Source organism: Streptomyces sp. CMB-StM0423, assembly GCF_002847285.1.
GTDB lineage: Bacteria > Actinomycetota > Actinomycetes > Streptomycetales > Streptomycetaceae > Streptomyces.
Genome location: NZ_CP025407.1, coordinates 3,929,644 through 3,954,040 on the forward strand (window position 1 = coordinate 3,929,644; position 24,397 = coordinate 3,954,040).

The 24,397-nt window shown below is 73.1% G+C and carries 23 protein-coding genes; 13 read left to right on the forward strand and 10 right to left on the reverse strand.

The window, feature by feature from the left end; genetic code table 11:
• Window positions 1–39: 39 nt before the first annotated feature.
• The gene (locus CXR04_RS17015) at window positions 40–762 is read right to left on the reverse strand and encodes an alpha/beta fold hydrolase (protein ID WP_101423264.1); all 723 of its coding nucleotides are present in this window, start codon (window positions 760–762) and stop codon (window positions 40–42) included.
• A 247-nt stretch (window positions 763–1,009) separates the two neighbouring features.
• On the opposite strand from CXR04_RS17015, the gene CXR04_RS17020 reads away from it, so the two are divergent.
• The 3 genes from CXR04_RS17020 (at window position 1,010) to CXR04_RS35950 (ending at window position 5,215) form a co-directional block, all read left to right on the forward strand.
• A complete protein-coding gene (locus CXR04_RS17020) occupies window positions 1,010–1,753 on the forward strand; it encodes a hypothetical protein (protein WP_101423265.1) in 744 nt (247 codons plus the stop codon).
• 232 nt (window positions 1,754–1,985) lie between these two features.
• Complete coding sequence (locus CXR04_RS17025; protein WP_101423266.1) at window positions 1,986–3,353, forward strand: serine/threonine-protein kinase; 1,368 nt, start codon at window positions 1,986–1,988, stop codon at window positions 3,351–3,353.
• A 365-nt stretch (window positions 3,354–3,718) separates the two neighbouring features.
• Entirely contained in the window at window positions 3,719–5,215 is a 1,497-nt protein-coding gene (locus tag CXR04_RS35950) for a glycosyltransferase 87 family protein (protein WP_234380279.1), read from the forward strand.
• A gap of 178 nt (window positions 5,216–5,393) precedes the next feature.
• Here the strand turns inward: CXR04_RS35950 and CXR04_RS17040 are convergent, their stop codons facing one another.
• Window positions 5,394–5,813, reverse strand: a complete 420-nt coding sequence (locus CXR04_RS17040; protein WP_101423267.1) for a hypothetical protein — start codon at window positions 5,811–5,813, stop codon at window positions 5,394–5,396.
• Window positions 5,810–6,040: a hypothetical protein gene (locus CXR04_RS17045; RefSeq protein ID WP_101423268.1), complete on the reverse strand. Its 231-nt coding sequence runs from the start codon at window positions 6,038–6,040 to the stop codon at window positions 5,810–5,812. Before CXR04_RS17045 ends, CXR04_RS17040 begins: the two co-directional genes overlap by 4 nt.
• Window positions 6,041–6,152: 112 nt before the next feature.
• On the opposite strand from CXR04_RS17045, the gene CXR04_RS17050 reads away from it, so the two are divergent.
• Complete coding sequence (locus tag CXR04_RS17050; RefSeq protein WP_234380280.1) at window positions 6,153–7,028, forward strand: helix-turn-helix domain-containing protein; 876 nt, start codon at window positions 6,153–6,155, stop codon at window positions 7,026–7,028.
• A complete protein-coding gene (locus CXR04_RS17055) occupies window positions 7,012–7,230 on the forward strand; it encodes a DUF397 domain-containing protein (RefSeq protein ID WP_101423269.1) in 219 nt (72 codons plus the stop codon). The genes CXR04_RS17050 and CXR04_RS17055 overlap by 17 nt, the downstream gene beginning before the upstream one ends.
• A gap of 50 nt (window positions 7,231–7,280) precedes the next feature.
• On the opposite strand, the gene CXR04_RS17060 is transcribed toward CXR04_RS17055, so the two are convergent.
• The 4 genes from CXR04_RS17060 to CXR04_RS17075 all read right to left on the reverse strand — a co-directional run bounded on the left by CXR04_RS17060 (window position 7,281) and on the right by CXR04_RS17075 (window position 13,812).
• The gene (locus tag CXR04_RS17060) at window positions 7,281–7,943 is read right to left on the reverse strand and encodes a ribonuclease H family protein (protein ID WP_101423270.1); all 663 of its coding nucleotides are present in this window, start codon (window positions 7,941–7,943) and stop codon (window positions 7,281–7,283) included.
• 35 nt (window positions 7,944–7,978) lie between these two features.
• Window positions 7,979–8,446, reverse strand: coding sequence for a hypothetical protein (locus tag CXR04_RS17065; protein ID WP_101423271.1), 468 nt, complete (start codon window positions 8,444–8,446; stop codon window positions 7,979–7,981).
• Window positions 8,443–13,140: an RHS repeat-associated core domain-containing protein gene (locus tag CXR04_RS17070; RefSeq protein WP_101423272.1), complete on the reverse strand. Its 4,698-nt coding sequence runs from the start codon at window positions 13,138–13,140 to the stop codon at window positions 8,443–8,445. The genes CXR04_RS17065 and CXR04_RS17070 overlap by 4 nt, the downstream gene beginning before the upstream one ends.
• A gap of 210 nt (window positions 13,141–13,350) precedes the next feature.
• Window positions 13,351–13,812: a hypothetical protein gene (locus tag CXR04_RS17075; RefSeq protein ID WP_101423273.1), complete on the reverse strand. Its 462-nt coding sequence runs from the start codon at window positions 13,810–13,812 to the stop codon at window positions 13,351–13,353.
• A gap of 350 nt (window positions 13,813–14,162) precedes the next feature.
• On the opposite strand from CXR04_RS17075, the gene CXR04_RS17080 reads away from it, so the two are divergent.
• From CXR04_RS17080 to CXR04_RS17100, 5 genes are read left to right on the forward strand one after another with little or no spacing between them, the layout of a single operon-like run.
• Complete coding sequence (locus tag CXR04_RS17080; RefSeq protein WP_101423274.1) at window positions 14,163–15,365, forward strand: polyprenyl synthetase family protein; 1,203 nt, start codon at window positions 14,163–14,165, stop codon at window positions 15,363–15,365.
• Window positions 15,362–16,159 carry a class I SAM-dependent methyltransferase gene (locus tag CXR04_RS17085; protein WP_101423275.1) on the forward strand — a complete coding sequence of 266 codons (798 nt, stop codon included), beginning with the start codon at window positions 15,362–15,364 and terminating at the stop codon, window positions 16,157–16,159. The genes CXR04_RS17080 and CXR04_RS17085 overlap by 4 nt, the downstream gene beginning before the upstream one ends.
• Window positions 16,160–16,170: 11 nt before the next feature.
• Complete coding sequence (locus CXR04_RS17090; protein ID WP_101426425.1) at window positions 16,171–16,788, forward strand: hypothetical protein; 618 nt, start codon at window positions 16,171–16,173, stop codon at window positions 16,786–16,788.
• Window positions 16,785–18,065: an FAD-dependent monooxygenase gene (locus CXR04_RS17095; RefSeq protein WP_101423276.1), complete on the forward strand. Its 1,281-nt coding sequence runs from the start codon at window positions 16,785–16,787 to the stop codon at window positions 18,063–18,065. The genes CXR04_RS17090 and CXR04_RS17095 overlap by 4 nt, the downstream gene beginning before the upstream one ends.
• Window positions 18,062–18,973, forward strand: a complete 912-nt coding sequence (locus CXR04_RS17100) for a UbiA family prenyltransferase (RefSeq protein WP_234380281.1) — start codon at window positions 18,062–18,064, stop codon at window positions 18,971–18,973. The genes CXR04_RS17095 and CXR04_RS17100 overlap by 4 nt, the downstream gene beginning before the upstream one ends.
• A gap of 49 nt (window positions 18,974–19,022) precedes the next feature.
• On the opposite strand, the gene CXR04_RS17105 is transcribed toward CXR04_RS17100, so the two are convergent.
• Together CXR04_RS17105 and CXR04_RS17110 are read right to left on the reverse strand one after the other, a co-directional pair.
• A complete protein-coding gene (locus tag CXR04_RS17105; protein ID WP_101423277.1) occupies window positions 19,023–19,487 on the reverse strand; it encodes a hypothetical protein in 465 nt (154 codons plus the stop codon).
• Between the two features lie 110 nt (window positions 19,488–19,597).
• On the reverse strand, window positions 19,598–20,341 hold the full coding sequence (locus CXR04_RS17110; RefSeq protein WP_101423278.1) for a Crp/Fnr family transcriptional regulator: 744 nt from the start codon (window positions 20,339–20,341) through the stop codon (window positions 19,598–19,600).
• Between the two features lie 1,321 nt (window positions 20,342–21,662).
• Here CXR04_RS17110 and CXR04_RS17115 point away from each other — a divergent pair.
• Genes CXR04_RS17115 through CXR04_RS17125 form a run of 3 tightly spaced genes read left to right on the forward strand, consistent with a single transcriptional unit; the run spans window position 21,663 to window position 23,322 of the window.
• Complete coding sequence (locus CXR04_RS17115) at window positions 21,663–21,998, forward strand: ArsR/SmtB family transcription factor (RefSeq protein WP_101423279.1); 336 nt, start codon at window positions 21,663–21,665, stop codon at window positions 21,996–21,998.
• 2 nt (window positions 21,999–22,000) lie between these two features.
• Window positions 22,001–22,720 (forward strand): cation transporter, encoded by a 720-nt coding sequence (locus CXR04_RS17120; protein ID WP_101426427.1) that lies wholly within the window; start codon window positions 22,001–22,003, stop codon window positions 22,718–22,720.
• Window positions 22,717–23,322, forward strand: a complete 606-nt coding sequence (locus CXR04_RS17125) for a methyltransferase family protein (protein WP_101423280.1) — start codon at window positions 22,717–22,719, stop codon at window positions 23,320–23,322. Before CXR04_RS17120 ends, CXR04_RS17125 begins: the two co-directional genes overlap by 4 nt.
• 40 nt (window positions 23,323–23,362) lie before the next feature.
• Here CXR04_RS17125 and CXR04_RS17130 read toward each other — a convergent pair whose 3' ends face one another.
• Window positions 23,363–24,391, reverse strand: a complete 1,029-nt coding sequence (locus CXR04_RS17130; protein WP_101423281.1) for a C40 family peptidase — start codon at window positions 24,389–24,391, stop codon at window positions 23,363–23,365.
• Window positions 24,392–24,397 lie beyond the last annotated feature (6 nt).

Here is a 24,397-nt window from a genome sequence, read left to right on the forward strand (position 1 = left end):
GGGGTCGCGCCGGCCGGTTCACGGGGTGTCATCCGGCCGTCAACTGATCGACTTCGCCGCCTCCTCGATGAGGTCGGCCACCGCGTCCGGCTGGGAGACCGTCACCGCGTGGCTGGCGTCGAGCGTCACCGTACGGGCCTCCGCGCGCTCCGCCATGAAGCGCTGCGCCGCGACGGGGATGTTCTTGTCCTCCGTCGTGAGCAGGGCCCAGGACGGCACGGTCCGCCAGGCGGCGGCGCCCGCGCCCTCGCCGAGGGCCGCGCTCGTGATGGGGCGCTGGGTGGCGGCCATCCGCCGCGCCGTGGCGGGGGGCACGTCGGCGGCGAACTGGCCGTGGAACTTGTCCTGGTCGATGTAGAGGTCGGTGACGGCGGCCCCGCCGGGCAGCGCGGTGGGCACCTCCTGCAGCGTCTCGCCGAGCGTGCTGCCGGGGAACTTTCCGGACAGCCCGGCCGCGCTCTCACCCTCGTCGGGCAGGAAGGCGGCGACGTACACGAGCGCCTTCACCCTGTCGTTGCCTGCGGCGGCCTCGCTGATGACCGAGCCGCCGTAGGAGTGGCCGGCCAGGACGACGGGGCCCTCGACGCTGTCGACTACGTCGCGCAGGTAGGCGGCGTCACTGTGCAGGCCGCGCAGCGGGTTGGCGGGGGCGACGACCGGATATCCCGCGCGCTTCAGCTTGTCCACCACCCCGTTCCAGCTCGACCCGTCGGCGAAGGCGCCGTGGACGAGGACGACGGTCGGCTGCTTGTGGTTCGACATGGAGAGCCTCCGTGGCTGGTTTCCTACGCCGCCGGGAGGCCCCGGCGACACACAAGAAGATAGCGCGCAACTTCCTTGTGTGCAAGTTAGTCGTGCACGAGCTGAACGGGCGGGGGCGCGCCCGTGATCTGTGTGCGCTGGAACGTTTTGGCTGTCCGATGCTCCGCAGGTAACGTGTGCGCCTCCTCCGGCCGATCCAAGGTCAACCCCCGGGAGGCACCCAGCAGTCGAGTGATCGAAGGTCGAGATGAAGTACGTCATACGCGGGCATCGCGTCGCCGTTGCGGCGGCCGGGACGGCAGCGCTGCTTGCGCTCACCGCCTGCGGCAGCGACGACGAGGGTGGCGGCGGAGCGAGCGGTGGTCCCGCGCAGACGGATGCCGTCGAGGCGATGCGCGCCGCCAAGTCGGTGCACGCGGTCGGCGAGATGGTCGTCGTCGCCGACCCCGCCCAGATCGACGTGCAGGTGGACGACAAGGGCAACTGCGTCGGCAGCGCCACCACCGACGACGGAGCCGTCGAGTTCGTCATGCAGGGCGACAAGGCGTGGATGAAGCCGGACGCCGCCTATCTGGAGTCCGAGTACATGTACGACGCCGCCGTGATCGAAGAGGTCGAGGGCTCGTACCTGGAGGAGTCCAAGGCCGACGTCCAGTCGGCCATCACGGACCTCTGCAAGATCGACACGTATGTCGAGCAGACCGACAGCGTCGTGTCGTTCAGCCCCGGGATGACGCAGAAGGAGCAGACGAAGCACAAGGGCGTGGCGGTCGTTCCCTACGTGAACGAGGACCCCTCGACCAGCGACGGCGCCAGCATGAAGATCGCCGCCGAGGGCAAGCCGTACCCGGTGACCATCACGGACCCGGAGGGGGCCGAAGTCGACCTGGCGTTCTCGGCGTTCGGTGAGCCGGTGAAGCCGAAGGCTCCCGCCGCGGACTCGGTGCTGACGGAGGACCAGGTCTCGGACATCGAGTTCGAGGCGATGTAGCGGGCGGCCTCGCCGCCTCCGGGGGAAGCGGCGGCGGTACGGGTCGGGGGGCTCGTACCGCCGCCGGCTGCTTTTCCGCCGGGGTCCATGTCGCCGACGGCCGCGGCCCGTTCCGCGCGGTCGCCCGTACGGCACCTGTTCTCCGTCGCCGTAGGACACCCGCAGCCGTAGCACCGGCCGCCCGCGGAACGACCCGGAGGTCACGCCCGGGATCACTGCCTACGATGGAGACATGGCTGGGGCGAGCGGTCTGCTGATCGCGGGCCGGTACCGGTTGGACCGACCGGTGGGGCAGGGTGGCATGGGCCGGGTCTGGAGCGCTCGCGACGAGTTGCTCGACAGACGGGTCGCAGTCAAGGAGATCCTGTTCGCCGCCGACGTCGGGGACAGGCAGCGCGAGAAGCAGCTACGCCGCATGATCGTCGAGGCCCGCGCCGCCGCCCGCCTCAACCACCCCGGCATCACCACCGTGTACGACGTCGTGGAGCACGACGGCGCCCCGGTGATCGTGATGGAGTTCGTCGCCGGCAGCTCCCTGGCCGCCGTGCTGCGGGAACGCGGGCGGCTGCCGGTGCCGCGGGTGGCGGAGATCGGCGTACAGGTCCTCGACGCGCTGGCCGAGGCGCACGGGGCGGGCGTGGTGCACCGCGACCTGAAGCCCGACAACATCCTGGTGACCGACCGCCGCGCGGTGATCACCGACTTCGGCATCGCCGCCATCGCCGACGCGGCGGGCCCGGAGGGCGCGGCGGGCCTGACGACCACCGGCGGCATGCTGGGCACGCCCGCCTACGCCTCCCCCGAGCAGTTGAACGGCGAACCGGCCACCGCGGCCTCCGACATGTGGTCCTTCGGCGCCACGCTGTACGCGGCCGTCGAGGGCCACCTGCCCTTCCACGGCGAGAACCTGTGGACGCTGCGCCACGCCGTCTCCGAGTCCGCCCCGGCGCCCTTTCGGCACGCGGGCCCCCTGGCCCCGGTCCTCGCGGCGCTCCTGGCCAAGAACCCGGCCGACCGTACGACCCTCGCGGCGGCGGCAGCGGAACTCCGCGCCCACACCCCCGGCACACCCGCGCGCCCTCCGGCCCACCCCCGCAGGTCCCGCCGCCCCTGGAAACTCCTCCCCACCCGCCGCACCCACCCCACGTACGCCCCGCAGCTCCCGCCGACGCGGGTCATGCGGGCGGATCCCGTGGAAGAACTGGAACGCGCGGCGCGCGAACGGCTGCACAGCCAGGTGCAGGTGCACCTCGGTCTCCTGGACGTCATCGCCACGGCCCCGCCGTCGGACGCGGACCTGCTGACGGGCCTGAAGAACCTCAAGGACACGCACACCCACCGGGTGGGGCGCATCCTGGCGGACGAGGAGCACAAGCTGGTCCGGTTACGCGACCTGGAAGACGAGGAGTCGCGCCGGGCGATGGAGCCGTACGCCTCCGACCACGGCGCCTGGCTGGCCACCCGCCGGGACGCCCTCGCGGCCCTGGACGAAACGCTGCCCCTGTCGGCGGCACTCCTGACGGGCGACAGCCCACGCGAGGCACTGCTGACGGCGGTCGCCGCGTTCAGAACCCACATGCTCGACATGCAGTCGGACTGAGGGGCGGGGCCACGGCCCCCGGGGCTCCCGGGTGCGTCCGGCCCGCTCGCTGACCGGCCGAAGGGGTGCCGCTCGGGACGGGGATGGACGGGCGCAACTCGCGGTCATACCCGCCGGGAACCGGGGCAGATCACCCGCGCAGGCCGACTTTCGCCCATCGCCACGCACCCACCCGTGCCGCGGCCGGGTCCCGGTCCCGCGGCCGGGATGTGTCGGCTGAACAGGCTGTGTCGGGGCGGGATGGGTGTGCCGGGAGCGGGGCGGGTGCGGGGTTGCGGTTAGTTTCGGGTGGGTCGCGGCGGCGGTGGTGTGCTGCGGGGGCGGGTGCCCGTCACATACCCGCTTACCGCGCGGAGCCGATGCTCATGACCACGACACGAAAGCCTCCCGGGGACAACCGCACTGCCGCGGCGGTGCTCCGGTCCTTCCTCGCCCGGCACCGTACGGCCGTCGCGCTCCTGTGGTGCGTGCTTTCCCTGGCCCTGTTCTGGTGGGCGCAGCGCGCCGCGCAGGTGTCGATGATCGACCTTGCGGTGTACCGGGCCGAGGGATGGGCCGTACGCGCGGGTGAGAACCTCTATGCCCTGCGGGCGACGGATGTGGGGCTGAGGAACACCTATCCACCGTTCGCCGCGGTGCTTTTCGTGCCGCTGACCTGGCTGGGCGTCGGGGAGATGCGCACCCTCGCCACGGTGGTCAACCTGCTGCTGGCCGGGGTGGCGGTCCATCTGTCGCTGCGGCTGGTCGCCGGGCCGTCCCGGATTCCGTCGGCGGCCGCCGGGCTGGCGGTGACGGGTCTGGTCGTGTGGTCCGAACCGGTGTGGACCACACTCCGCTACGGGCAGATCAACCTCCTCATCCTCGTCCTGGTGCTGTGGGACCTCACCCGGCGGCCGGGGTCCCGCTGGTCCGGGGCGGGCACCGGCCTGGCCGCCGGCATCAAGATCACCCCCGGGCTGTTCCTCGTGTCCTTCGTGCTGATCGGCGCGGCGCAGATGTGGCGGGAGCGGCGGGCGGGGCGACGTACCGACGGGAAGGCACGGCTCGGCGCGGGCCGGACCGCCGCGGGCCGGACCGCCGCGCGCGGGGGCGACGTGAGCGGGGACGCCGCGCGCGGGGCCGATGCGCGCGGGGCCGGCGGCGCGAGATGGGCCGGCGGCACGGGCGGGGACGCCGGCGCGAGCGCGGGTCGTCTCTGGCTGCGGCGGGGGGTGACGGCCGGTGTCACGTTCGCCGCCACGATCGCGGCGGCGGCCCTCGTGGTGCCGGAGGACTCCCGGCGGTTCTGGGGCGGGCTCTTCCTGTCCGCGAACCGGGTCGGGCGGGCGGACGACCCCGCGAACCAGTCGCTGCGCGGGGTCCTGGCCAGGCTCCTGCACACCACCGACCCCGGCACCTGGTGGCTGCCGGTGGCCGCCCTCACCCTCGCCGCGGGCCTGGCGGTCACCACCGCCGCGGCACTGGCCGGACCCCGGCTGGAGTCCTCGACCGCCTGGACCGCGGTGTGCTGCGCCATGACCGCGCTGCTGATCAGCCCGGTGACCTGGTCCCACCACTGGGTGTGGTGCGTGCCGGTGATCGTCCTGCTCGTCTCGCAGGCATGGCGCCGGGTGGGCGTCCGGTGGTGGTATCTGGCGGGCGGTGCCGTCGGGGTCTTCCTCACCTACGGCGTCTGGCTCGTACCCAAGCGGCTCGGGCAGCCCGATCTGGGCACCTGGCACATCTTCCTGTCGGCACTGTATCCGGCGGCGGCCGTCGCGGTCCTGGCCGTCGGCGCACACCTGGCCGTCCAAGCCCTGCGCGACCGCTCTCCCCGGGGGAACAGAGCGCTGGGTCCGGACGGTGAGATCGCCGTGCCCTGAGGGGCGGCCGACTCCGTACCCCCGCACCCACCTCGCGCCGCCCCGGCCCGGCTTGGGCGACGTACCGGCTCAGCACTTCGCTGACCAGGCGTTGTCAGACCGGCCGCCTACCCTTGGGCGGGTGTGAGGGGATGTGGGGGTGGGGAGTGTGGGGGTGGGGAGTGCGGGAGTGGGGTCTTCATAGGTAAAGCTGGCGTTTGCAGTCCTGGCAACAGGTCTTGCCGTCGCACTGCTCGGTCCGCGGATGCTCGCAGCCTCCGGTGGCGGGGTGCACCGCCGCAAGGCGCCGTCCTGCCGCGGGCTGGTGGGCGGGGAGGGTGAGGGTGGCGTAGCGGGCGGTGCGGTGGCCCTGGCGGTCGCGGGTCTGGGCCTGGACGCGGACCATGTGGTCCAGTTCCGCGATGCACGCCCCGCACGCGTACATCTCGCCGCCCGCGCCGGGCGTGATCACGGACCCGACCCACAGCACGGCCACGCCCGCCCGGCGGCAGAAGAGCCAGCACACCCCCGGCACCCACGCGTTACCGTCCCCGCCTCGCGCCACCGCGGGCCACGCGTCGCGCCACGGGCGGTCGACGGCGGGCAGGAACCGGTTCACCGGGCGGTCTCCCGCGGGCGGAGGACGGCGGCGAGGGCGCGGGCGGTGGCGATGTTGCAGCGCCCGAGGTCGATCAGCCCCAGCGGCGCGGACCCGCTACACGAAACGGGGTCGAGCCCCAGCGAAGGCAGCACCACCCCCGCCGCCTTGAGCGCCGCCCGCAGTTCCTCACACGCCAGCCCGGCCTCCTTCACCCTGTCGGGACCCTGAGCCCGGTTCTTCGTCATGTCGCTCTCCGATCGCCTTGTTCCGTTGTGCTGGCCGCGGCTTCCTCCGCAACTCCACCCTGGCCGCCGGAAAGAGTCAGGTACACAGATCGTGTGTGACCAAATACGCTCTGTGGACAGCGAGATGAAGGAGGTCGGCTGCGTGGAGCTTGAGCCGGAAGATGCGGTCACGCCGGCTTCACCAGCGGGAATGCTCGCCAGCCGCGCGGCGCGGGCGCGGGCGAAGAAGGGCCTGTCGCTGCGCGCGCTCGCTGAGAAGCTGGGCTATCCGCACACTTACCTGAGCCGCGTCGAGCGCGGTGACCAGCTCCCGTCCACCGCGCTGGCCGAAGCCCTTGACGACTTCTACGGGACCGACGGGCTCATCACCGAGTTGCTGACCGTCGCCCGGGCGGCCGAGATCCCGACGTGGGGGCGCCGAGTCCTCGAAGAGGAGCAGCGCGCGGCGCGTATCCAGACGTTCAACAGCAGCGTCGTGCCCGGACTGCTGCAGATCGAGCCGTACACGTCGGCCATGTTCGTCGAATCCATGCCGGGCAAGGACGCCGAGAAGGTCGCGATGCTGGTGGAGACGCGAGTGCACCGGCGCGCGGTGCTGGACTCGCCGACGCCGCCGCTCTATTGGGCGATCATGGATGAAGCCGCGCTACGCCGCCCCGTGGGCAGTCCGGCGGTGATGGCGGAGCAGATTCAGCACATCCTCGACGTGATCGAGCGCAACGGTGCGGTACGGGTGCAGGTACTGCCTTTCGCGCACGGAGTCCATCCGCTGCTGGGCGGTAGCCTGAGCCTGCTCACCCGCCATGACGGTGCGACCTTCGCCTACGTCGAGTCGTTCGCGTCCGGTGTGTCCGTGGATATCCCGGCGGAGGTCCTGGAGTTGACGACCCTCCTCGACATCGCCCGGTCGAAGGCCCTTGACAGCGGGAAGAGCGTGGCCCTGCTCAACAGGTACCTGAAAGGGTATGAGGATGACATCGACTCCTGAGGACAAGGCACCGTCTCCGGTCTGGGTGAAGAGCAGCTACAGCAACGGCCAGGGCGGCGAGTGCATCGAGTGGGCGCCGGAGCGCGCGGTGGCCACCGGTGAGTTCCTGGTGCGCGACAGCAAGGATCCCCACGGTCCCCACCTGACCCTGACCCGCGAGCAGTTCGCCGGGCTCGTGGAGTTCGCCAAGCGGCACGGCTGACCCCGCCCGCGTAGCCACTGACCGGCCCCCGCCTTACCGCGGGGGCCTTGTCATGCCTTCGCGCACTCCACGTGGCCCCAGCCCGTGGCGTTCTTCGCGATCGTCGTGCCTGCCTCGTACGACGCGCCGCAGCGGCAGCGGCCCGCGTACTTCGCCTTCAGGGTGCCGCCGGTCTTCCCCGCACGCCGTTTCGGGGCGGGGGACGAGACGCGCGCCGGGGCGTCTTCCGCCGTCGGGAGCGGGGAGCCGTGAGCTGTGCCCGCGGGGTTCTGGGTACGGGCGGACTCCGCGGCGGCGGCGTCCGCGGCGGCGTTGTAGGGGTCGCCGTCGACCTGGTGGGCGCGGACGTGGACGAGGCGGACCTCGCGGCCCGTGAGGCGGTCGTCGATGCTGCGTACCAGCTCCTGGTTGGCGACCGGCTTGCCCGCCGCGGTCTTCCAGCCGCGCTTCCGCCAGCCCGGCAGCCAGTCGGTGACGGCCTGCATCGCGTACGTGGAGTCCATCCGCACCTCCAGGGGCACGGCAGGGTCCGTGGATTCCAGGAGCCGCAGCAGGGCGGTCAGTTCGGCGATGTTGTTGGTCGCCTTGCCCAGCGGGCCCGCCTCCCAGCGCGCGACCGCGCCGTCCGGGCCCGCCACCACCCACGCCCACGCGGCCGGCCCCGGGTTCGGACTCGCGGCGCCGTCGCATGCGGCGATGATCACGTCAGCCATACGGCCGATTCTGCCATCCCGCGGCGGGGCGCCGGTCAGCCGATGACCGCCTCGACGACCACCGGCAGGTCGGAGTCCTGCTGGATGGAGCCCACGAGGAGAGTGCGGTCCCCCAGTTGCCAGGCCCGGTGGTGGATGTAGTCGAGCCCGCGGGACGGATCTCCCGTCGGCGGCGCCAGCTCCCCGCCGAGCGGGCCCTGCTCCAGCTCGCCCGCCACCCGGCGCGACTCCGCCTCCGCCTCATCGTGCAGCGCTTCGAGGGCCTCGAAGCCCTCGTCCTCGTCCGCCTCCCGCAGCCACAGCGTCACCGCGAGGTGCGTCTCCGGGGGATCGCCCTGGATGCCCGCCGTCAGGCCGTCCTTCTCCCAGACCCGCGGAAAGGGTGCTCCGGGCCTGGCACGCAGCACCGACCAGCCTTCCTCCTCAAGCGTCGCCGCCAGCAGCTCGCCCGTGAGCTGCGGTTCGGCGGCCAGGCGCTGGACGAGAGCGATGAGTTCGTTCATGTGCTGATCATCCCGTTCGCCGGTACGTGGAACACCTGCAGTCTGCCATCACTGAGCGCGTCGGCCACCGACTGGCTGACCGAGCTGTCGGAGAACAGTTCGCGCAGGTGGTCGGCACCCTGCGGGCTGGAGGTGGCGTAGCGGACGCCGTTGGCGCCGAGTTCGTCGTTGAGGGCGACCAGCCGCTCCGCCTGGTCGATGATCCGGTCCTGGTTGTAGTGGCGGTGCTCCGGGTTGTACTGGGACGACGACCACTGCTTCTCGTTTCCGGTCCACTTCGCCTCGACGATGAAGTTGTCGGCCGTCGGCCCGCCGTCCACGTGCACCTCGCGGCCGTTCTTGAGCTTGAAGACCTGCTCGTAGTCGGTGTGCGTGACGAACCTCTGGTACTGGTACGAGACCCGCGACAGCAGCTTCTCCGTCAGCCAGTCGATGCGCAGGAACTGCGGGCACATCTGCAGGCCCAGCGGGTCGGACCACGTCAGCGGGTTCGGCGCGTACGCGTAGTCGTCCGGTGCGGCGGCCAGGCCGAGGGGGTCGGGGGTGAGGAAGCGGGTGCTGCGCGGGTCGTAGTAGCGGTGGCGGTTGTAGTGGAGGCCGCTCTCCTCGTCCGCGTACTGGCCGGGGAAGCGCAGGGGGCAGGCGGCCCGGGTGGCGGTGGCGGTTCCGGCCGGGCTGCCCCACACCGTGGCGCGGTGGCGCCAGACGACCTCGCCGTCCGGGGTGATCAGGTCGGTGGGCGCGCCGACGAGGTCGGTGGCGATGGCGTAGAAGCGCCGGTCGATCTCCTCCTGCGGCGCGTCGCGCAGCGAGCGGCGTTCGCTCTGGGCCACGGGCCGGTGGCCGCCCGGTTCGTAGTCCCAGGTGACGGAGTGGCTGCCGCCGTCGTCGGTGCGCGTCGACTGTTCCGCAAGCCGGTCGCCGTCCCAGGCGAAGTCCACCCGCCGGGCCACGCCCCCGGCCGCGTCGAGGAGTTCCTTGGCGAGCCGGCGGCCCATGGGGTCGTAGCGGTAGCGCCACCGGCTGCCGTCGGGGGTGACGACGGCGGTGAGCTGGTCGTCCGCGTCCCAGGTGAACAGCCAGGTGCGCCGGGTGCCGGAGAGCGTGCGGCGGGTGATGCTCGTGCAGCGGCCCTGGTCGTCGTAGTCGTAGCGGGACCGGCCGGCGCGCCGGAGGCGGTTGCCCGTGTACGTGTACGCCTCCGGCTCGGCGGCCGGTCCGGCGCCGGCGGCGCCCGCTTCGGCTGCCGTACCCGCCGCCGCCGACGTCACGTTGCCCGCGGCGTCGTAGGCGTAGCGCTCGCTCCAGCCCTCGGCCCGTACCGTCGTGATCCGGCCCTCGGCGTCCAGTTCGAGTGCACGGGAGCCGGTGTGCAGGTCGTCCAGGCCGACGAGCCGGCCCGCGGGGTCGTAGCGGTAGGCGGTACGGCCCACGGTGCGGAACTTCGCGAGGGGGTCGTCCCCCGCCGGCCCACCGGGGGCCGTCAGCTCGCGGCCGACGAGCCGGTGGCTCTCGTCCCACCGCTGGCCGATGCGGAACCCGTCACCGAAGACCCGCTCCGTCTCGCGGCCGATCCCGTCGTACGCGAACGTGACCTCGTGCCCGTCGGCGACCAGCCGCACCGGCAGCCCGTTGTCCGCGTACTCCCATTCGCTGACCGCCCCGGAGGGTGTGCTGCGGCGGCACCGCCTGCCCAGTTCGTCGTACGCGTAGCCGGTGGTGCGCCCGTTGACGGTCTCGCGCAGCAGCCGCCCGGCGTCGTCCCGCTCCACCTCCAGCACCGCGTCGGCGTTCTCGGCGCGGACCATGCGGCCGTCGAGGCCGTACGCGTACGTGGTGGCGGCGGTGCCGCTGAGCTTCTCCACGATCCGGCCGCGGGAGTCGCGCCGGTACGTCGTCGTCTGCCCGGCGCCGTTGGTGCGCGTGCTCAGCTCCCCGGTGGCGTCGCGGGCGTAGCGCAGCACGCGGTCGTTGAAGTCGGACTCGGCGACGAGCCGGCCGGCGGCATCGAAGTCGTACGTCCAGGTGGCGCCGCGGGCATCGGTGACGGCGGTGAGGCGGAGTTCGGTGTCGTACGCGAAGGTCCGCCGCGCTCCGTCCGCGCCCGTCTGGGCGGCGAGCAGATCGAAGTGCGTGTACGCGAAGCGGGTCGTGGCGCCGGCGGGGTCGGTGTGGGCGACGAGGTTGCCCTCGGCGTCCCAGTGCCAGGTCTCGGCCGTGCCGTCCGGGTGGGTGCGGGTGACGGGCTTGCCCTCGGTGGTCCAGGTGACGTGCGTGACCTGGCCGAGGGCGTCGACGGTGGCGGCGATCCGGCCGAAGGCGTCGCGGCGGCGCTCGATGGCGGCACCGTGCTGGTCGACCGTGCGCACCGGCAGCCCCCGGGGGTCGCACTCGACGCGGGTGGTGACGCCGAGGGGATCCGTGAGGGCGGTGAGGGTGCCGGCGCCGTCGTACGCGAAGGTGGTCGTCGCGCCGCGGGGGTCGGTGGCCGAGGTGCGGTTGCCGCGCTCGTCGTAGGTGTAGCTCCAGCGGGTGCCGTCGGCGCCGTGGAGGACGAGGGGCAGGTGGATGTCGTTGAACTCGGCGGTGACGCTGGTCTCGTCGGGCGAGGTGACGGCGATGAGGTTGCCGGCCCGGTCGTAGTCGTAGCGGGTGGTGTGGCCGAGGGCGTCCGTGTGGGAGCGGAGGCGGTTTCGCTCGTCGTAGGTCCAGTGGTCGGTGTTGCCGAGCGGGTCGGTGACGGAGGTGCGCTGGAGCAGCTCGTTGTGGTGGTGGACCGTGGTGTGGCCGAGGGAGTCGGTGTACGCGGTGGTCCTGGCCCGGGCGTCGTACGCGATGGTGCAGTCGAGGAAGCCGTCGGCGCCGCTGCCGCGCACACAGCGGTCCTCGGCGTCGTACTCGAACGCGTACCAGCTTCCGTTCCGGTCGGTCCAGGCGGTGATGCGGCTCTGCTCGTCGTAGGTGTAGCGAAAGGGTTCTCCGGAGGAGTTGACGACCTCGGTGAGGTTGCCTTCGGCGTCGTATCCGTACGAGACGAGCACGGTGCTGTCCTCGCCCTCCCGCAGGGCGAGGGCGGTGATGTTGCCCTCGTCGTCCGTGCGGACGTCCACGTGGTAGCCCCCGCTGTGCCGGATCGCCTGCGGCAGGCCGTCGGGCGCGTAGTCGAAGTCGATCCGCTGCCCGTTGCGGTCGGACACGGCGCGTACGGGCAGCACGAGCGGACTGCCGCCGTCCTGCGCTCCGTCGGCGGTGAAGTGCCGCGTCAGACCGCCGGCCGGATCGGTGATCCGGATCTCGCCGCCGGGCGTGCCGTCCCAGACGAGCGGCCAGGCCGGCCCCTCCTCCGGCAGCACGGGCTCGCCGGGCCGGGGAACGGGGTACGCGAGCAGCATGCCGTCCTCGGTGGCGAGGGCGGCGCCGTCCGCGTCGATCTCCAGCCGCTGGTCGAACGTGGAGGCCCACGACGCGCCGAACCAACGGCCGTAGCGGTACGTGGACAGATGCGTCCGCGTGCAGGTCAGCGCAAGCAGCCCGGGCAGCCGGACGTCCGTCTCGATCATGATCATCTCGCCGGAGACCATGTCCACCGGGTCCCCGCCCGGGCACCTGCCCACGGCCGCCTTGCCCTTGGCGACGAGGTTGTCCATCCCGCTGCGCATGCCGTTGGCGGCGCTGCGGAGCTTGTTGAGGCCCTTGGTCCCGAGGCCGCGGAGAGCAGCCGCCATGCCCTTGAGGCCGCCCTTGGCGAGGGCCTTGAGGCCGCCGGCGAGCTTGCCGAGGGTGGTGAGGCCCTTCATGCCGGGGATGCAGTCGAGGGCGGCGAAGGCGACGTCCCAGAGGGAGGCTTCGCCGTTCATGTACTTGTAGAGCGTGTCGGCGAGGACGACGAGGGCGGCGGCGAGGACGACCCAGGCGAGGGGTCCGCCGATGATGAGGACGACGATGCCGAGGACGGCGACGATGACCTTGCAGACGGTGACGATGGTGTCCCAGTTGTCCTTGACCCAGTCGACCGCCTTCTCCCACCACTTGCGGTTCTGGATCCCGGCGTCGGAGGCGTCCTCCAGCTTGTCCTTCGCCTCGGACGCGGCATCCTCACGCATCTTCTTGGCGTCGGCGGCCATCTTCTTGGCCGCTTCGAGGCCGCCTTGCGCGTTGTCGACGGCGCTCTGCGCACTGGCGCGGGCGGACTTGGCGTCGGTGGCGTTACGGGTGGCGGCGCGTACCTCGGACTCGTCGGGCTTCTCCTTGCCCTCCTTCTCGTCGTACTCGTCGGTCTTCTTCGTCGCCCGGTCCACCCAGGAGTTCGCCGAATCGAGGCGCCCGCTGGCGGCGCTCAGATCACTCTGCGCCTCCCGGCCCTTGGCCAGCGCCTTGTCCGCCAGCGACTGGGCCCGCTCCAGCTTCGGCCAGTACGCCGCAAGCGCATCACCCGCCAGGTCGTACGACCGCTGAAGCTTCTTCAGGTTCTTGGGGACCTCCTCGAACTCGTCCTGGAACGCCTTCGCCGTCTTCCCCGCCCACCGCAGCAGCGCATCCTCACCGGCCATGCCCTTGATCTGCCGCAACGCATCCGCCACGTCATCGGCGAAATCGTGCAGCTCACGCGCCAACTGCTTGACCCGCTCCGGATCCCCCGGGGTCGGGTCGTCATCCAGGTCGAGTACGTGCCAGTCCGTCGGCCGGTTCCCCACCACTCCCACCCCCGAAGTCGCGTGTCAAACAGCCGTATCGGTGCCCGGACAACGCTTATCGATACCCGTCCGTGCGAGAAAAGACGACAGAATCGGACGGCTGGTTTCCCTCCGCCGGGGTGGTGCCCGGTCAGTGTCTGCACCGGGGGCGGGTACGGGTCGGTGGCCGGGCGGGTACCCGGCCACCGGTGGTGCGTTCGTGCGGGTCTGTCACTCGAAGACGAACGGGCCCGGGTTCTGCGGGGTCGTGGCGTCGCAGGTGGCCGTGATGCCGAGGACCGAGACGGTCAGGGACGTGGCCTCCAGCGAGTCGCCGGAGGCGACCGTGCCGTCGAGCGGACCCGTGTCGGCCGGGGCGCCGGCCGGGATGGCCGGGTTGGAGCTGCCGGAGAACTCGACCGTGTCGGTGCCGTTCCGGGTGAGGGTGAGCGTCGAGGACGCGGAGTTCGCGCCGATCGGGATCGGGGCGGTGATGGCGTCGGTGGTGATGGTGACGGTCGCGGCGGTGCCGTCCTGCGTGGCTTCGAGCGTCGCCTCGCCGGCGCCCCAACTCCCGCAGTCGAACCCGATGGTGGCGGTCTGCGGCTCCACCGCCAGCGCGCTCGGCGCCGCGAGTAACAGCGCGCCGGCGACCGCGGCACCGACGCCCAGGGCGGTGCGTGCGTTCTTCATGGAGTGCCTCTTCCTGGTGGGGGGTCGGGGTGGATCACCCCGGATACCTAGGCATTGAGGCAGCCCCACCCCGCGAGGGCAAGACCGGTGACGGCCTCTCTTTGTCATGGGCATCACTATTGCGCCATGTTTGTTACCGGCGCGTCAGGTGCCCTCCGGAAGCCGTGCCGCGGCGTGTCCCGTACCCCGGACCGCCGGATCCTCACGGCGCGTATGTCCCCCGGTCGTGCGTCGCGCGGCGGGCAGCGTGCCCCCAGTGGGGTGATCCTCAGTGCCCTGCGCTTTCGCGCCGTCGTTACCAGCCAAACGGGCGCCTACGCACCCTGCCCCCGGGAAGGCGGCTTGTCCTCATGCAGCGCACCGACGCCGGCCCGGCGTGCTTTCCGCTCGCCGAGTTGCGTCACGCCGTCGACCGCGGCATCGCCGCCTGGCTGGACCGCACCGGTTCCGGCGCCGACGACTCCGACCACCTGGCCACCGCGCAGCGCTGGGCGCTCTGCCCGCCCGGGAAGCTGCTGCGGCCGATCACCCTCCTCGCCGCCGCCGGTGCCGTCGGCGGCTCGTACGACGCGGTGCTGCCCGCGGCCGTGGGCATCGAACTCGCCCACGTCGCGACCCTCGTCCACGACGACATCATCGACGGCGACGAGCTGCGCCGCGGCAAGGCCGCGGCGCACCGCGAGTTCGGGCTCGCGCACGGGGTGCTGGCCGCCGACTCGCTGTTCTTCGCCCTCTTCGAGCAGGTCGGCGCCTGCCGGCAGGCCGGCGTGCCCGCGAACCGCGTGCTCGACGCCGTCGGGGTCCTGGGCGCCGCCGGGCAGCAGACCGCGCGCGGCGTCGCCCAGGAGGTCGCGCTCAGCGGCAGCCTGCGCGAGGTGACCTCGGCGGCGGACGGAGGCATCGCCGCGTACGTGGAGATGGCGCGGCTGAAGAGCGCGTCGCTGTTCTACTCCGCGTGCCACGTGGGGGCGCTGCTGGGCGGCGGCAGCCCGGAGGAGACGCGGGCGCTCGCGGCGTACGGGGAGGCGATGGGGATCGCCTTCCAGATCCGGGACGACCTGCTGCCGTACGTGGCCGACGGCGATGCCGGCGACGACGGGGAGGGCGAGGACGGTGACGGAGACGGCGAACTGCGCGCCGGGAAGCCCGTCTGCAGCGACCTCCGCAACCGCCGCCCCGCGCTGCCCGTACTCCTCGCCCACCGCCTCGGCGGCCGCGCCGAACGGGCCGCCCTCGTCGAACTGGTCGACGGCACCACCGACGAGCGCGCCCGCCAGCGGCAGCTCTCCCGGCTCGCCCACGACACCGGCGCGCTGGACGCGGCGCAGAGCATGGCGCGCGCGTACGTCGACCGCTGCCGGGAGGCGCTCGCGCCGGTGCCCGCGGGCACGGACCGCGACCGGCTGGCGTGGCTGGCGGACGAGGTGGCGGGCGCGACGTACGGCAACGGGGCGGCGGGCACGGCGAACGGCCATGAGACGGCGGGTGAGACGTACGGCCACGAGGCGGCGGGCACGGCCTACGGCCACGGCCCCGGCGGTGACCAGCCGTGAACCCCCCGCCCCCCGACCCTGCAGCCCCCTTCGCCATGCCCCGCGGCGGCCCCGCCGCCGCCCGCTGGGACCGGCTCTACGAGACGGACAGAGCCGAGTACATCGACCGCCCCGGCAACCCCGCCACCACCCGCCGCGTCCTCCGCGGGCTCGACCGGTTCCAGCGCCTCACCCTCGGCTACCGCACCTGCGCCCGCCTCACCGCCGCCGAGTTCGGCCCCGCCCCGCACCCCCGCGTCCTCGAACTCGGCGCCGGCTGCGGGCGGCTCGCGTACGGGATCCTCCGCGCCCACCCCACCGCGCGGGTCACCGCCAGCGACGTCAACCCGCGCGTCGTCGAGGAGCTGCGCGCCGGGCCGCTCGGCCGGCATCCGCGGGCCCGCTGCGCGGTGGTCGACGCGACGGCGATCGACGCCCCGGCGGGCGCGTACGACGTGGCGGTGATGGCGATGTCGCTGCACCACCTGCCGCCCGCCGGGGTGCTGGCGCTGCTGCGGGAGGGCACGCGGGTGGCGCGGACGCTGCTGCTGGTGGACGGGTGGCGGCACCCGCTGTGCCTGGCGTCGGTGCCGCTCATGTTTCTGACCGGTGGCCCGGCCCAGGCGCACGACGGCCTGATCAGCCTGCGCAAGGTCTACGGGGCCGCCGCCGTCCGGGCACTTGCGGGGATGTGCGCAGCGCCACTGCGGGTGCACACTCGGTTCGCACTGCCGGGGTATCTCGTCGCCACCGCCACGCGGTCGTCGTACGCCCCGGCTCCTGCCGTCCCGACCCGTCTCCGGACCCGAAAGTGAGCCGCAACGGTATGCCCACGAGGACCGAGTTCCCGCCCGCAGCCCACGACGACGACAACTTCGACACCTTCGGCACCGACACCGCCCGCTCGGCCATCGGCCGGTTCCGCAGCCCGCTGACGCGGATGCTGCTCGGCAGCGACGGCCTGACGACGACGCTCCTGGAGTCGTGGGCGGGCACGCCGATGCGGGTCGGCGACGTGGCCCTCCGGGTCGTCCGCCCCGAGCTGGCCCCGCGCTGCGTCGTCGCGCTGCTCGGGACCGAAGGCGAGGTGCTCGTACGGCACTCGACGCTCACCGACGCCGGGGGCCGCATGTGGTCGTGGAACCGGGTCGTCGCAGGGCCGGGCGGCGACCCGGCGCTCCGGCGCTGCCTGACGGACGCCTCGGTGCCGCTGGGCCCCGCGCTGCGGGCGGCGGGCGCGCGGCTGGGGCGCACCGTCGTACGGGCCGGGGTGACGCCGTGGCCGCCGGAGCCGGGGGCGTCGAGGGCGGAGTCGGGGGCGGCGGAGTCGCGGGCGGCGGCGTTCCGCACGTACCGGCTGTGGTGCGGCGACGACGTGCTGGCCGCGGTGCACGAGGTGTTCAACCCCGCGCACGTACCGGCGGATCTGGGGGAGACGGCATGAGCGGCGCGAGCGCGGCGGCGGGGCCGCGGCGACGATTGCGTACGCAGGTCGCCGTCGTGGGCGCGGGACCGGCGGGCCTTGTCCTGGCAAACGTCCTCTTACGCGCCGGAGTCGACGTCGCCGTCGTGGAGCGCCGCTCCCGCGCCGAGGTCGAACGGCGCGCGCGGGCGGGCCTGGTGGAGCACCGGGTCGTCGAGTACCTGCGCGCGCACGGCCTCGCCGGCCGGCTGCTCGCCGAGGGCACCCGGCACGGCTGGTGCGACTTCCTGTGCGCGGGCCGGCTGCTGCGCTTCGACTACGGCGCGCAGTCCGGGGGCGTACGGCACTGGGTGTACCCGCAGCAGCTCCTGGTCCGCGACCTCATCGCCGACCTGGGCGCGGCGGGCCACACCCCGGAGTTCGACCTGCCGGCGACCCGCCTGCACGTCGACGGCGCCGGGCCTGCGCGGGTGGAGTGCGCGGGTCTCGACATCGACTGCGACTACGTCGTCGGCTGCGACGGCCCGCACGGCATCACCCCGCAGGCGCTGCCCCCGGACACCGCGCCGCGCGGCGAGCTGGACGAGCGCTACCCGTACGACTGGCTCACGCTCCTCGCGGAGGTCGACCGCGGGGTGCCGGGCGTGGTGTACGCCGTGCACGAGGACGGCTTCGCGGGCGTCATGCCGCGGACGTCCCGTATCGCCCGGCTCTACCTGGAGATCCCCGCCGGGGACGCCACCGCGCGCTGGACCGCCGCGCGCGTGCACGAGCGGCTGCGCGCCCGGCTGGTGGGCGCGGGCGAGGCGGTGCCGCGGCTGGGGGACATCGTGGAGACCGGGGTGCTGCGGATGCGCAGCAGCGTGCGGCAGCGGTTCCAGCACGGGCGGCTGTTCCTCGCGGGGGACGCGGCGCACGTGCTGACGCCCTCGGGGGCGAAGGGCATGAACCTCGCCGTCGCGGACGCCGCCGACCTGGCCGATGCCCTGATCCGCCGCTACCGGGACGGCGACGAGACGTACCTGGCCGGCTATACGGCCCGCAGGCTCCCCGAGGTGCTGCGCACCCGGGACCTGGCGGCCGGGTTCCTGGACCTGCTGCACCCGCAGGGGGAGCACCCCGCGGACCGCAGGGGGGAGCTGGCGCGGCGGCTGGAGCGGCTGCGCGAGCTGGCAGAACCGGGCGCCGCGGGCGCGGCGTTCGCGCACTGGTACGTCGGCGCGGGCCCCGGCCTCCCCAGGCCGCACAGCGCCTCGCACCCGACGCAGCCGAGAGAACCCAGGGAGTCCACTCCATGAGCCTTGCGGTCCAGGCGCGGGCGTTGTACGGCTTCTCGCGCGGCAACCAGGCGCTGCTGAGCATCGCCCAGCCCCTGGTCGGCGCGCTGCTGGCCACCGACCACCCCGCGCCTGGCCGCCTGGCCGCCGCCGTCTTCGCCACCGCCGCGGCGTTCTTCGCGGTCTTCGCCGCGAACGACCTCTTCGACGCCCGCCTCGACCGGCGCAGCGCGGCGATGGCCCACACCCGCGCGGCCCCCGACATCGACAGCACGGGCGGCCGGCACCCGCTGGCCCGGGGCAGGCTGCGGTTCGCGGCGGGGCTCGCGTGGGTGCTGCTGCTGGGCGGGATCGCGCTGGCGGTGGCGATCGCGCTGAGCTGGGTGTGCGCGGTGCTGTTCGGGTGCGCGGCGCTGCTGGAGGCGGCGTACTGCAAGCTGGCCACGGTCACGGCGTACAAGTTCCTGCTCAGCGGCGCGATGGTCGCGATCGGCGCCTGCGCGGGCTGGTTCGCCTTCTCCGACACCGTCGACCCGCTGCGCCTCGGGCTGCTGGCGGTGTGGATGGCGGCGTGGGAGATCGGCGGCCGCAACATCCCCAACGACCTCGCCGACGTGGCCGAGGACACCCCGCTCGGCATCAAGACGGTCCCGATCGTCTACGGCCCCCGCGCCGCCGCCCGCCTCTCGGCGACCCTGCTCCTGCTCACGGCGGCAACGGCCTGCGCCCTGGCCGTGACGGCCTGGCCGTCCTACGGCGCGGTGGGCCTCGCGGTAACGGCCCTCACCGCGATCCCCACCCTCGTCCTCCCCGCCGCCCACCTCCTCCGCCACCCCGAGGCGCCCACGGCCCTGACGGTCTTCAACCGCGCGTCGTTCCACCCCCTGGGAGTCCTCGCGGCCTTCGTGGCGGGGTCGTTGGTGATCTGACTCCGGGGGCGCACGGCACCCGGTTCGGCCGTTCCGCCCGTCGGCCGGGTCACGGCCTGCGGAGCGTACGGACCCGCTGCTGGGCGCCGCTCACGGCCGCCGCGAGCCGGGTGCGGGCCTGCTCCTGCTCCATGGCGGCCACCATCAGGTACGCCCTGGACCCGGACACGGGCGACTTGAGCGCCGTGCCGAGGTAGACGTCGCAGCGGGCCACGATGTCCTGCAACTCGGCGCGCAGCACGCCGGGCCGGCCGGCGTAGCCTTCGATCACGTGGCGCAGGGTGCGCAGGCAGTCCAGGTCGGCGGCCGTGCTGGGCTTCTGGGCGAACCGGCACAGCAGTTCGTGGATGTCCTTGAGGTACCGGTCGACGTCGTCCAGGTCCTTGGCGGCGTTGTCCGTGAGGTAGTTCCTCCTGTTCCAGGCGAAGACCCGGCGGTTGTGGCGCACGGTGACGACGGCGGCGGCGAAGAGGCCGGTGCTGCTGCAGATCGCCACGGTGGTGGTGAGGTTCATCGAGCTTCCGTTCGTGGATGCGCACGGCCCGGCTCCGGTGGCACCGGAACCGCGCGGGGGGGTGGAGGGCAGTCACCCGCGGGGCGGGCGGCGGGTCGGTGCGGGTGGGGCTAGGTGGTGACGTCGAGGCGCTCCAGGACGTTCAGATCGGCCACCACCAGCTCCCGGTACCCGCTTTCGACTGCCCGCTCGGCGGTCCGCAGGTGGCGCAGCGCGTTCTCGACGGTGGACGTGCTGAGTGCCAGGGCGTCGGAGATGTCGCGCTGCCGCAGCCCCTTGATCGTGATCCGGTCGGGATCGACGGGATCCCTGGTCCCGGCGGTGTGGGCCAGGTGCACCAGAAGCGTGGTCACGCGGGCGAGAGTGCTCCTGCGGGTCATGGAATAGACCTTCTCGTCCGCGCGGTTGCGGTCCTCCAGGCTGCGCAGAAGGGCGAGCTGCATCGCCGGGTGCTGCTTGAGCAGGACGTTCACCCGCTGCGCGGAGCAGGGCAGCACCCACGTGGTGCTGAGGCAGCACGTCTCCACCTGCGACCAGGGCTCGATGAGCTTGGCCTCGCCCAGGAACTGGCCGACGCCGCGGAACCGGGCGATCAGGTCCCGGCTTCGGCCCATCGGGTGGCGCTTCTGGACGACGCAGCCACCCAGCACGATGAAGCAGTCGCGGTCGTCCTGGCCGACCGGCAGCTTCTCGCCGGCCCGGAAGTCACAGACGTCCGGGCCCCACGCCTGCACCAGCAACGGCCATATGGCGCACGGGAGGTGGTGCAGGAAGCTGCCCTTGGGCATGGGCAGCCGGCCTGCGAGCACCTCGGCGGGGTTGAAGCCGTCACCCTGCGACGGAAGCGAACCCATCTCTACCCCTGGCCTCCCGGTCGGGCGGGCGCGCCGGCGCGATCGCCGGCGGCGGGGTGAGGCGGGGGGTGGGGCGGCAGCGCAGCACGACAGCGCGCCCGCGGAACACGGGTGGCCTGCGCTGCGACGCCGTCGGGGACGGCGCGGTCCAAGGTCCGAGCCTCCTTCTGTCCGGAACGGGAAAGCGGTGGGTCCAGCACCTCTCCCCGCACCTGTCCGGATGGTGAGTCCGGCTGCGGCACGGCGACAAGCGAGGCACTTACTTTACCCCCACGGCATGGCAGATCCCAGCTATGCCCGATCGTTTCCGCAGCCTCCCCGAGAATCCCCACCGGTGGGGATTGAAATTCCACTCAGCGGCGCCTGCACCGGGTGCCACCAGGCACGGAACTCAACGGCCTTTCCCATGCAACAAGGTTTCCGCAATTGCCCACAGCGGCCCCACTGGATTTCCGGCAGGTAAACGCGGCGGGAGAATACGCACGGGCGTCGCGCAACGCACCGGAGGCTCCAGGGAACCACCCTGGAGCCTCCGGGAAGAGGTCTGGACCCACCAAGGCTCAGACCGACTCCCTATTTAACACCACAGCATGCAAGTGCAGCACCACCGGCGCCTGCACAGAGGCAACATTCCCCGCAGCCGGGGCTTTTGACATCCGGATCGGGGCGCCGCGAAGCGCACCGAGAGTGACCGGCACCGCACGGCACCACCTGTCCGCTTGAGTACAATATGTCGCGATTCACCTCTGCGAAAGGCTGCGGGGGCGAACCGCCCGACGCCGGAGCGTACAAGTGCGCGCACTCAGCAGACTCGGTGCACTTGTGCAAAGGAAGGCCGGCACCCACCCCGGGGGCGCACGGCCTGCGGACATGGACATCGCTTCCCGCACCCCCCGGCGGCGTTACGACGGGTGAAAGCCTGCCGGCCGGGATACGGCCCGAAAAGGAGGGCCTGAATTATCCATCGGGGACAGGAACGCAATGCCCAAGGAGTTTTGTCGACTCACCGTGAGCCAATGGCCCACCCCCGTCCGCCCCGAGCGCATCTGATGGCCCGTCAGCGCACACCCCCGGAGCCCCCGGACACTCCATGCCGCACCAAGAACGACACCAACTCCCCTGCCCCATACGGCCCGACGCCACCGCGCAGCGGCCCGCGGGGGTCCGGCCGGCGGACGCCCGGCAGGGCCGGGAGGCGGCCGGGCAGCGCCCGGCGTGGGTTCCGTCACGCCGGGCGGGCGCCGGCCGCGGACGGCGCCGCCGATGCCGGGCAGTTGATTCACCCTTCCCTGGATTCAGGATTTTCTGTATCGTCGCCGGTGTGCTGACCACCGCCGTAGACATCGACGTGCTGGCCCGCTTCGGGCGGGCGCTTGCCGACCCCATCCGCTGCCGGGTCCTGCTCGCCCTGCGCGAAGGACCCGGCTACCCCGCCGAGTTGGCCGAGGCGCTCGGGGTCTCCCGGACCCGGCTCTCCAACCACCTGGCGTGCCTGCGCGACTGCGGGCTCGTCGTCGCCGTGCCCGACGGGCGGCGGGTGCGGTACGAACTCGCCGACGCCCGCCTCGGCCACGCCCTGGACGACCTGCGGGCCGCCGTCGTCGCCGTGGCGACGGACCGGACCTGCCCGGACGCCGACGCCGAGGGGTGCTGCTGACGATGGCCGCGAGCGTCGGCATCGGTCCCGGTCCGGGCCGGGCGGCCCTGCTCACCCGCCGGATACGGCTGCTGGTCGCGGCGACCATCGCGTACAACGTCGTCGAGGCAGTCGCCGCGCTGACCGCCGGGGCACTCGCCTCCTCCACCGCGCTGATCGGCTTCGGTCTTGACTCCGTCGTCGAGGTCTCCTCCGCCGCCGCCCTCGCCTGGCAGTTCTCCGCCGCCGACCCCGCCGCCCGGCAGGCCCGGGAGGGGCGGACGCTGCGGATCATCGCGGTGTCGTTCTTCGCCCTCGCCGCGTACGTCGCCGCCGACGCCGTACGGGCGCTGGCCGGCGGCGCCGAGGCGGAGCCGTCCGTACCCGGCATCGTGCTGGCCGCGCTGTCGCTGGCGATCATGCCGTTCCTGTCCGCCGCGCAGCGCCGCGCGGGCCGCGAACTCGGCTCCGCCAGCGCCGTGGCCGACTCCAGGCAGACCCTGCTGTGCACGTACCTGTCGGCCGTCCTGCTGCTCGGGCTCGTCCTCAACGCGACCGTCGGCTGGGCCTTCGCCGACCCGGTCGCGGCCCTGGTCATCGCCGCCATCGCCGTACGGGAGGGCCGTAACGCCTGGCGGGGCGAAGCCTGCTGCGCCGTCCCGGGAGCCGCCGGCACCGCCGACGCCATGGACACCACCGCCGCGTGCGACTGCTGCGGCACCGATCGAGGAGGACTGTCATGAGCGGGTGGGCTTGGGCGGCGCTCGGGTTGTACGTGGCCTGGGCGGTCGCCGCGTTCGGGGTGCGCGGGGCCGTGCAGCGGCGGCGGACCGGGGACGCCGGGTTCCGCGGGATCTCCGGGCGGCCCGGTGAGGCCGCCTGGTGGGCCGGGGTGCTCTTCGTCGTCGCGCTGCTCGGCGGCGCCGCCGCGCCGGTCGCGACGCTCGCCGGGCTGCCGACCGCCGAACATCCCGCGCTGCAGTGGGGCGGGCTGGCGGTCACGCTCGCGGCGATGGGCGCGACCCTCGTCGCGCAGACGGACATGGGCGCGTCCTGGCGCGTGGGCGTCGCCGCCGGCGAGCGCACCGAGTTGGTCACCGCGGGCCTCTTCGCCCACGTACGCAACCCCGTCTTCACCGCCATGACCGCCGCCGCCACCGGCCTCGCGCTCGTCCTCCCCCACGCGGTCTCCCTCGCGGCCCTCGCCGCGCTGGTCGTCGCGATCCAGTTGCAGGTACGGGTCGTGGAGGAGCCGTACCTGACGACGGTCCACGGCGACGCCTACGCCGCGTACACGGCCCGCGCCGGCCGCTTCCTTCCCGGCATCGGCCGGCGCACGGCCTGACGGGCACCCGCAGCGGGCCGCACCTCGGGCGGGCAGCGGCTCAGGGGCGGCTGGCGGCGTAGAAGGGCATGCTGTCGACCGGGACGATCTCGACGTTCTTGCCGGTGCGGGGCGCGTGGATCGCCTTGCCGTCGCCGACGTACATGCCGTTGTGCTGCGTGTCGTTGTACCAGTAGATGATGTCGCCGGGCTGCATGTCCGCCTGGCCGACCTTCCGGCCCGCGTCGTACTGCTGCTTGACCGTACGGGGCAGCGAGACCCCCGCCGCGCTCCACGCCGCGCCCGTCAGGCCGGAGCAGTCGAAGGAGTCCGGGCCGGTGGCGCCCCACTCGTAGGGCTTGCCGAGCTGGGCGTAGGCGAAGTCCAGGGCCGCCTTCGCGCGGCCGCTCGCCGGGCCGTCGTAGCTGTCCGCCGCGTCGCTCGTGCCGGCCTCGGCCGCGTCGCGCTCCTCGGCGGCGTCGAGGCGGACGCGTTCCTCGGCGGTCAGGGAGTTGAGGAGCTGGCGCGCCTCCGTCAGCTTCGCCTGGACCTCGTTCTTCTTCTCCGCCGCTGCCGTACGGAACTCCTCCGCCTCGCGCAGCTTCGCCGACGTCTCCTTGCGCTGCTGCGCCAGCTCCCGCTGCTTGCCCTGGAGGACGCTGAGCGCCGACGCCTGCCGGTGGCCGACGCGGTCGGCCAACTCGGCTTCCCGGAGGTATTCGTCCGGGTCGGCGGAGAGGGCGAGTTGCACGCTGGGGTCGATGCCGCCGTTGCGGTACTGCTCGGCGGCGAGCGGGCCTATCCGGTCGCGTAGCTCGTTGATCTCCTGCTGCTGGCGGGCCGCCTCGTCCTGCGCCTTGTCGGCCTCCTCCTGGAGCCCGCGCTGGCGCTCGCGGGCGGCGTTGTACTCCTCGGTGGGCCCAGTGGCCTCCTCGTACAGCTCCTCCACCTCCGCGCGCACCTCCTCGACGGTGGGCTTCGGCTCGGCCTGGCCGCTCTGGGCCGAGAGCAGGGTGAAGGCCCCGGCGGCGAAGGAGAGGGTCGTGATCCGGGCGCGGCCGGGGGACTTCGGGCGGCGGTGCGCTCCCATGGCGGA

Excerpts from the sequence above, each read along its gene's own strand:
- CXR04_RS17025 (WP_101423266.1), top strand. The coding sequence starts at position 1,986 with ATGGCTGGGGCGAGCGGTCTGCTGATCGCGGGCCGGTACCGGTTGGAC.
- CXR04_RS17015 (WP_101423264.1), bottom strand. The coding sequence starts at position 762 with ATGTCGAACCACAAGCAGCCGACCGTCGTCCTCGTCCACGGCGCCTTC.
- CXR04_RS17110 (WP_101423278.1), bottom strand. The coding sequence starts at position 20,341 with ATGGGTTCGCTTCCGTCGCAGGGTGACGGCTTCAACCCCGCCGAGGTG.
- CXR04_RS17095 (WP_101423276.1), top strand. The coding sequence starts at position 16,785 with ATGAGCGGCGCGAGCGCGGCGGCGGGGCCGCGGCGACGATTGCGTACG.
- CXR04_RS17055 (WP_101423269.1), top strand. The coding sequence starts at position 7,012 with ATGACATCGACTCCTGAGGACAAGGCACCGTCTCCGGTCTGGGTGAAG.
- CXR04_RS17020 (WP_101423265.1), top strand. The coding sequence starts at position 1,010 with ATGAAGTACGTCATACGCGGGCATCGCGTCGCCGTTGCGGCGGCCGGG.
- CXR04_RS17045 (WP_101423268.1), bottom strand. The coding sequence starts at position 6,040 with ATGACGAAGAACCGGGCTCAGGGTCCCGACAGGGTGAAGGAGGCCGGG.
- CXR04_RS17080 (WP_101423274.1), top strand. The coding sequence starts at position 14,163 with ATGCAGCGCACCGACGCCGGCCCGGCGTGCTTTCCGCTCGCCGAGTTG.
- CXR04_RS17065 (WP_101423271.1), bottom strand. The coding sequence starts at position 8,446 with ATGAACGAACTCATCGCTCTCGTCCAGCGCCTGGCCGCCGAACCGCAG.
- CXR04_RS17120 (WP_101426427.1), top strand. The coding sequence starts at position 22,001 with ATGGCCGCGAGCGTCGGCATCGGTCCCGGTCCGGGCCGGGCGGCCCTG.
- CXR04_RS17090 (WP_101426425.1), top strand. The coding sequence starts at position 16,171 with ATGCCCACGAGGACCGAGTTCCCGCCCGCAGCCCACGACGACGACAAC.
- CXR04_RS17075 (WP_101423273.1), bottom strand. The coding sequence starts at position 13,812 with ATGAAGAACGCACGCACCGCCCTGGGCGTCGGTGCCGCGGTCGCCGGC.
- CXR04_RS17100 (WP_234380281.1), top strand. The coding sequence starts at position 18,062 with ATGAGCCTTGCGGTCCAGGCGCGGGCGTTGTACGGCTTCTCGCGCGGC.
- CXR04_RS17105 (WP_101423277.1), bottom strand. The coding sequence starts at position 19,487 with ATGAACCTCACCACCACCGTGGCGATCTGCAGCAGCACCGGCCTCTTC.
- CXR04_RS17125 (WP_101423280.1), top strand. The coding sequence starts at position 22,717 with ATGAGCGGGTGGGCTTGGGCGGCGCTCGGGTTGTACGTGGCCTGGGCG.
- CXR04_RS35950 (WP_234380279.1), top strand. The coding sequence starts at position 3,719 with ATGACCACGACACGAAAGCCTCCCGGGGACAACCGCACTGCCGCGGCG.
- CXR04_RS17130 (WP_101423281.1), bottom strand. The coding sequence starts at position 24,391 with ATGGGAGCGCACCGCCGCCCGAAGTCCCCCGGCCGCGCCCGGATCACG.
- CXR04_RS17060 (WP_101423270.1), bottom strand. The coding sequence starts at position 7,943 with ATGGCTGACGTGATCATCGCCGCATGCGACGGCGCCGCGAGTCCGAAC.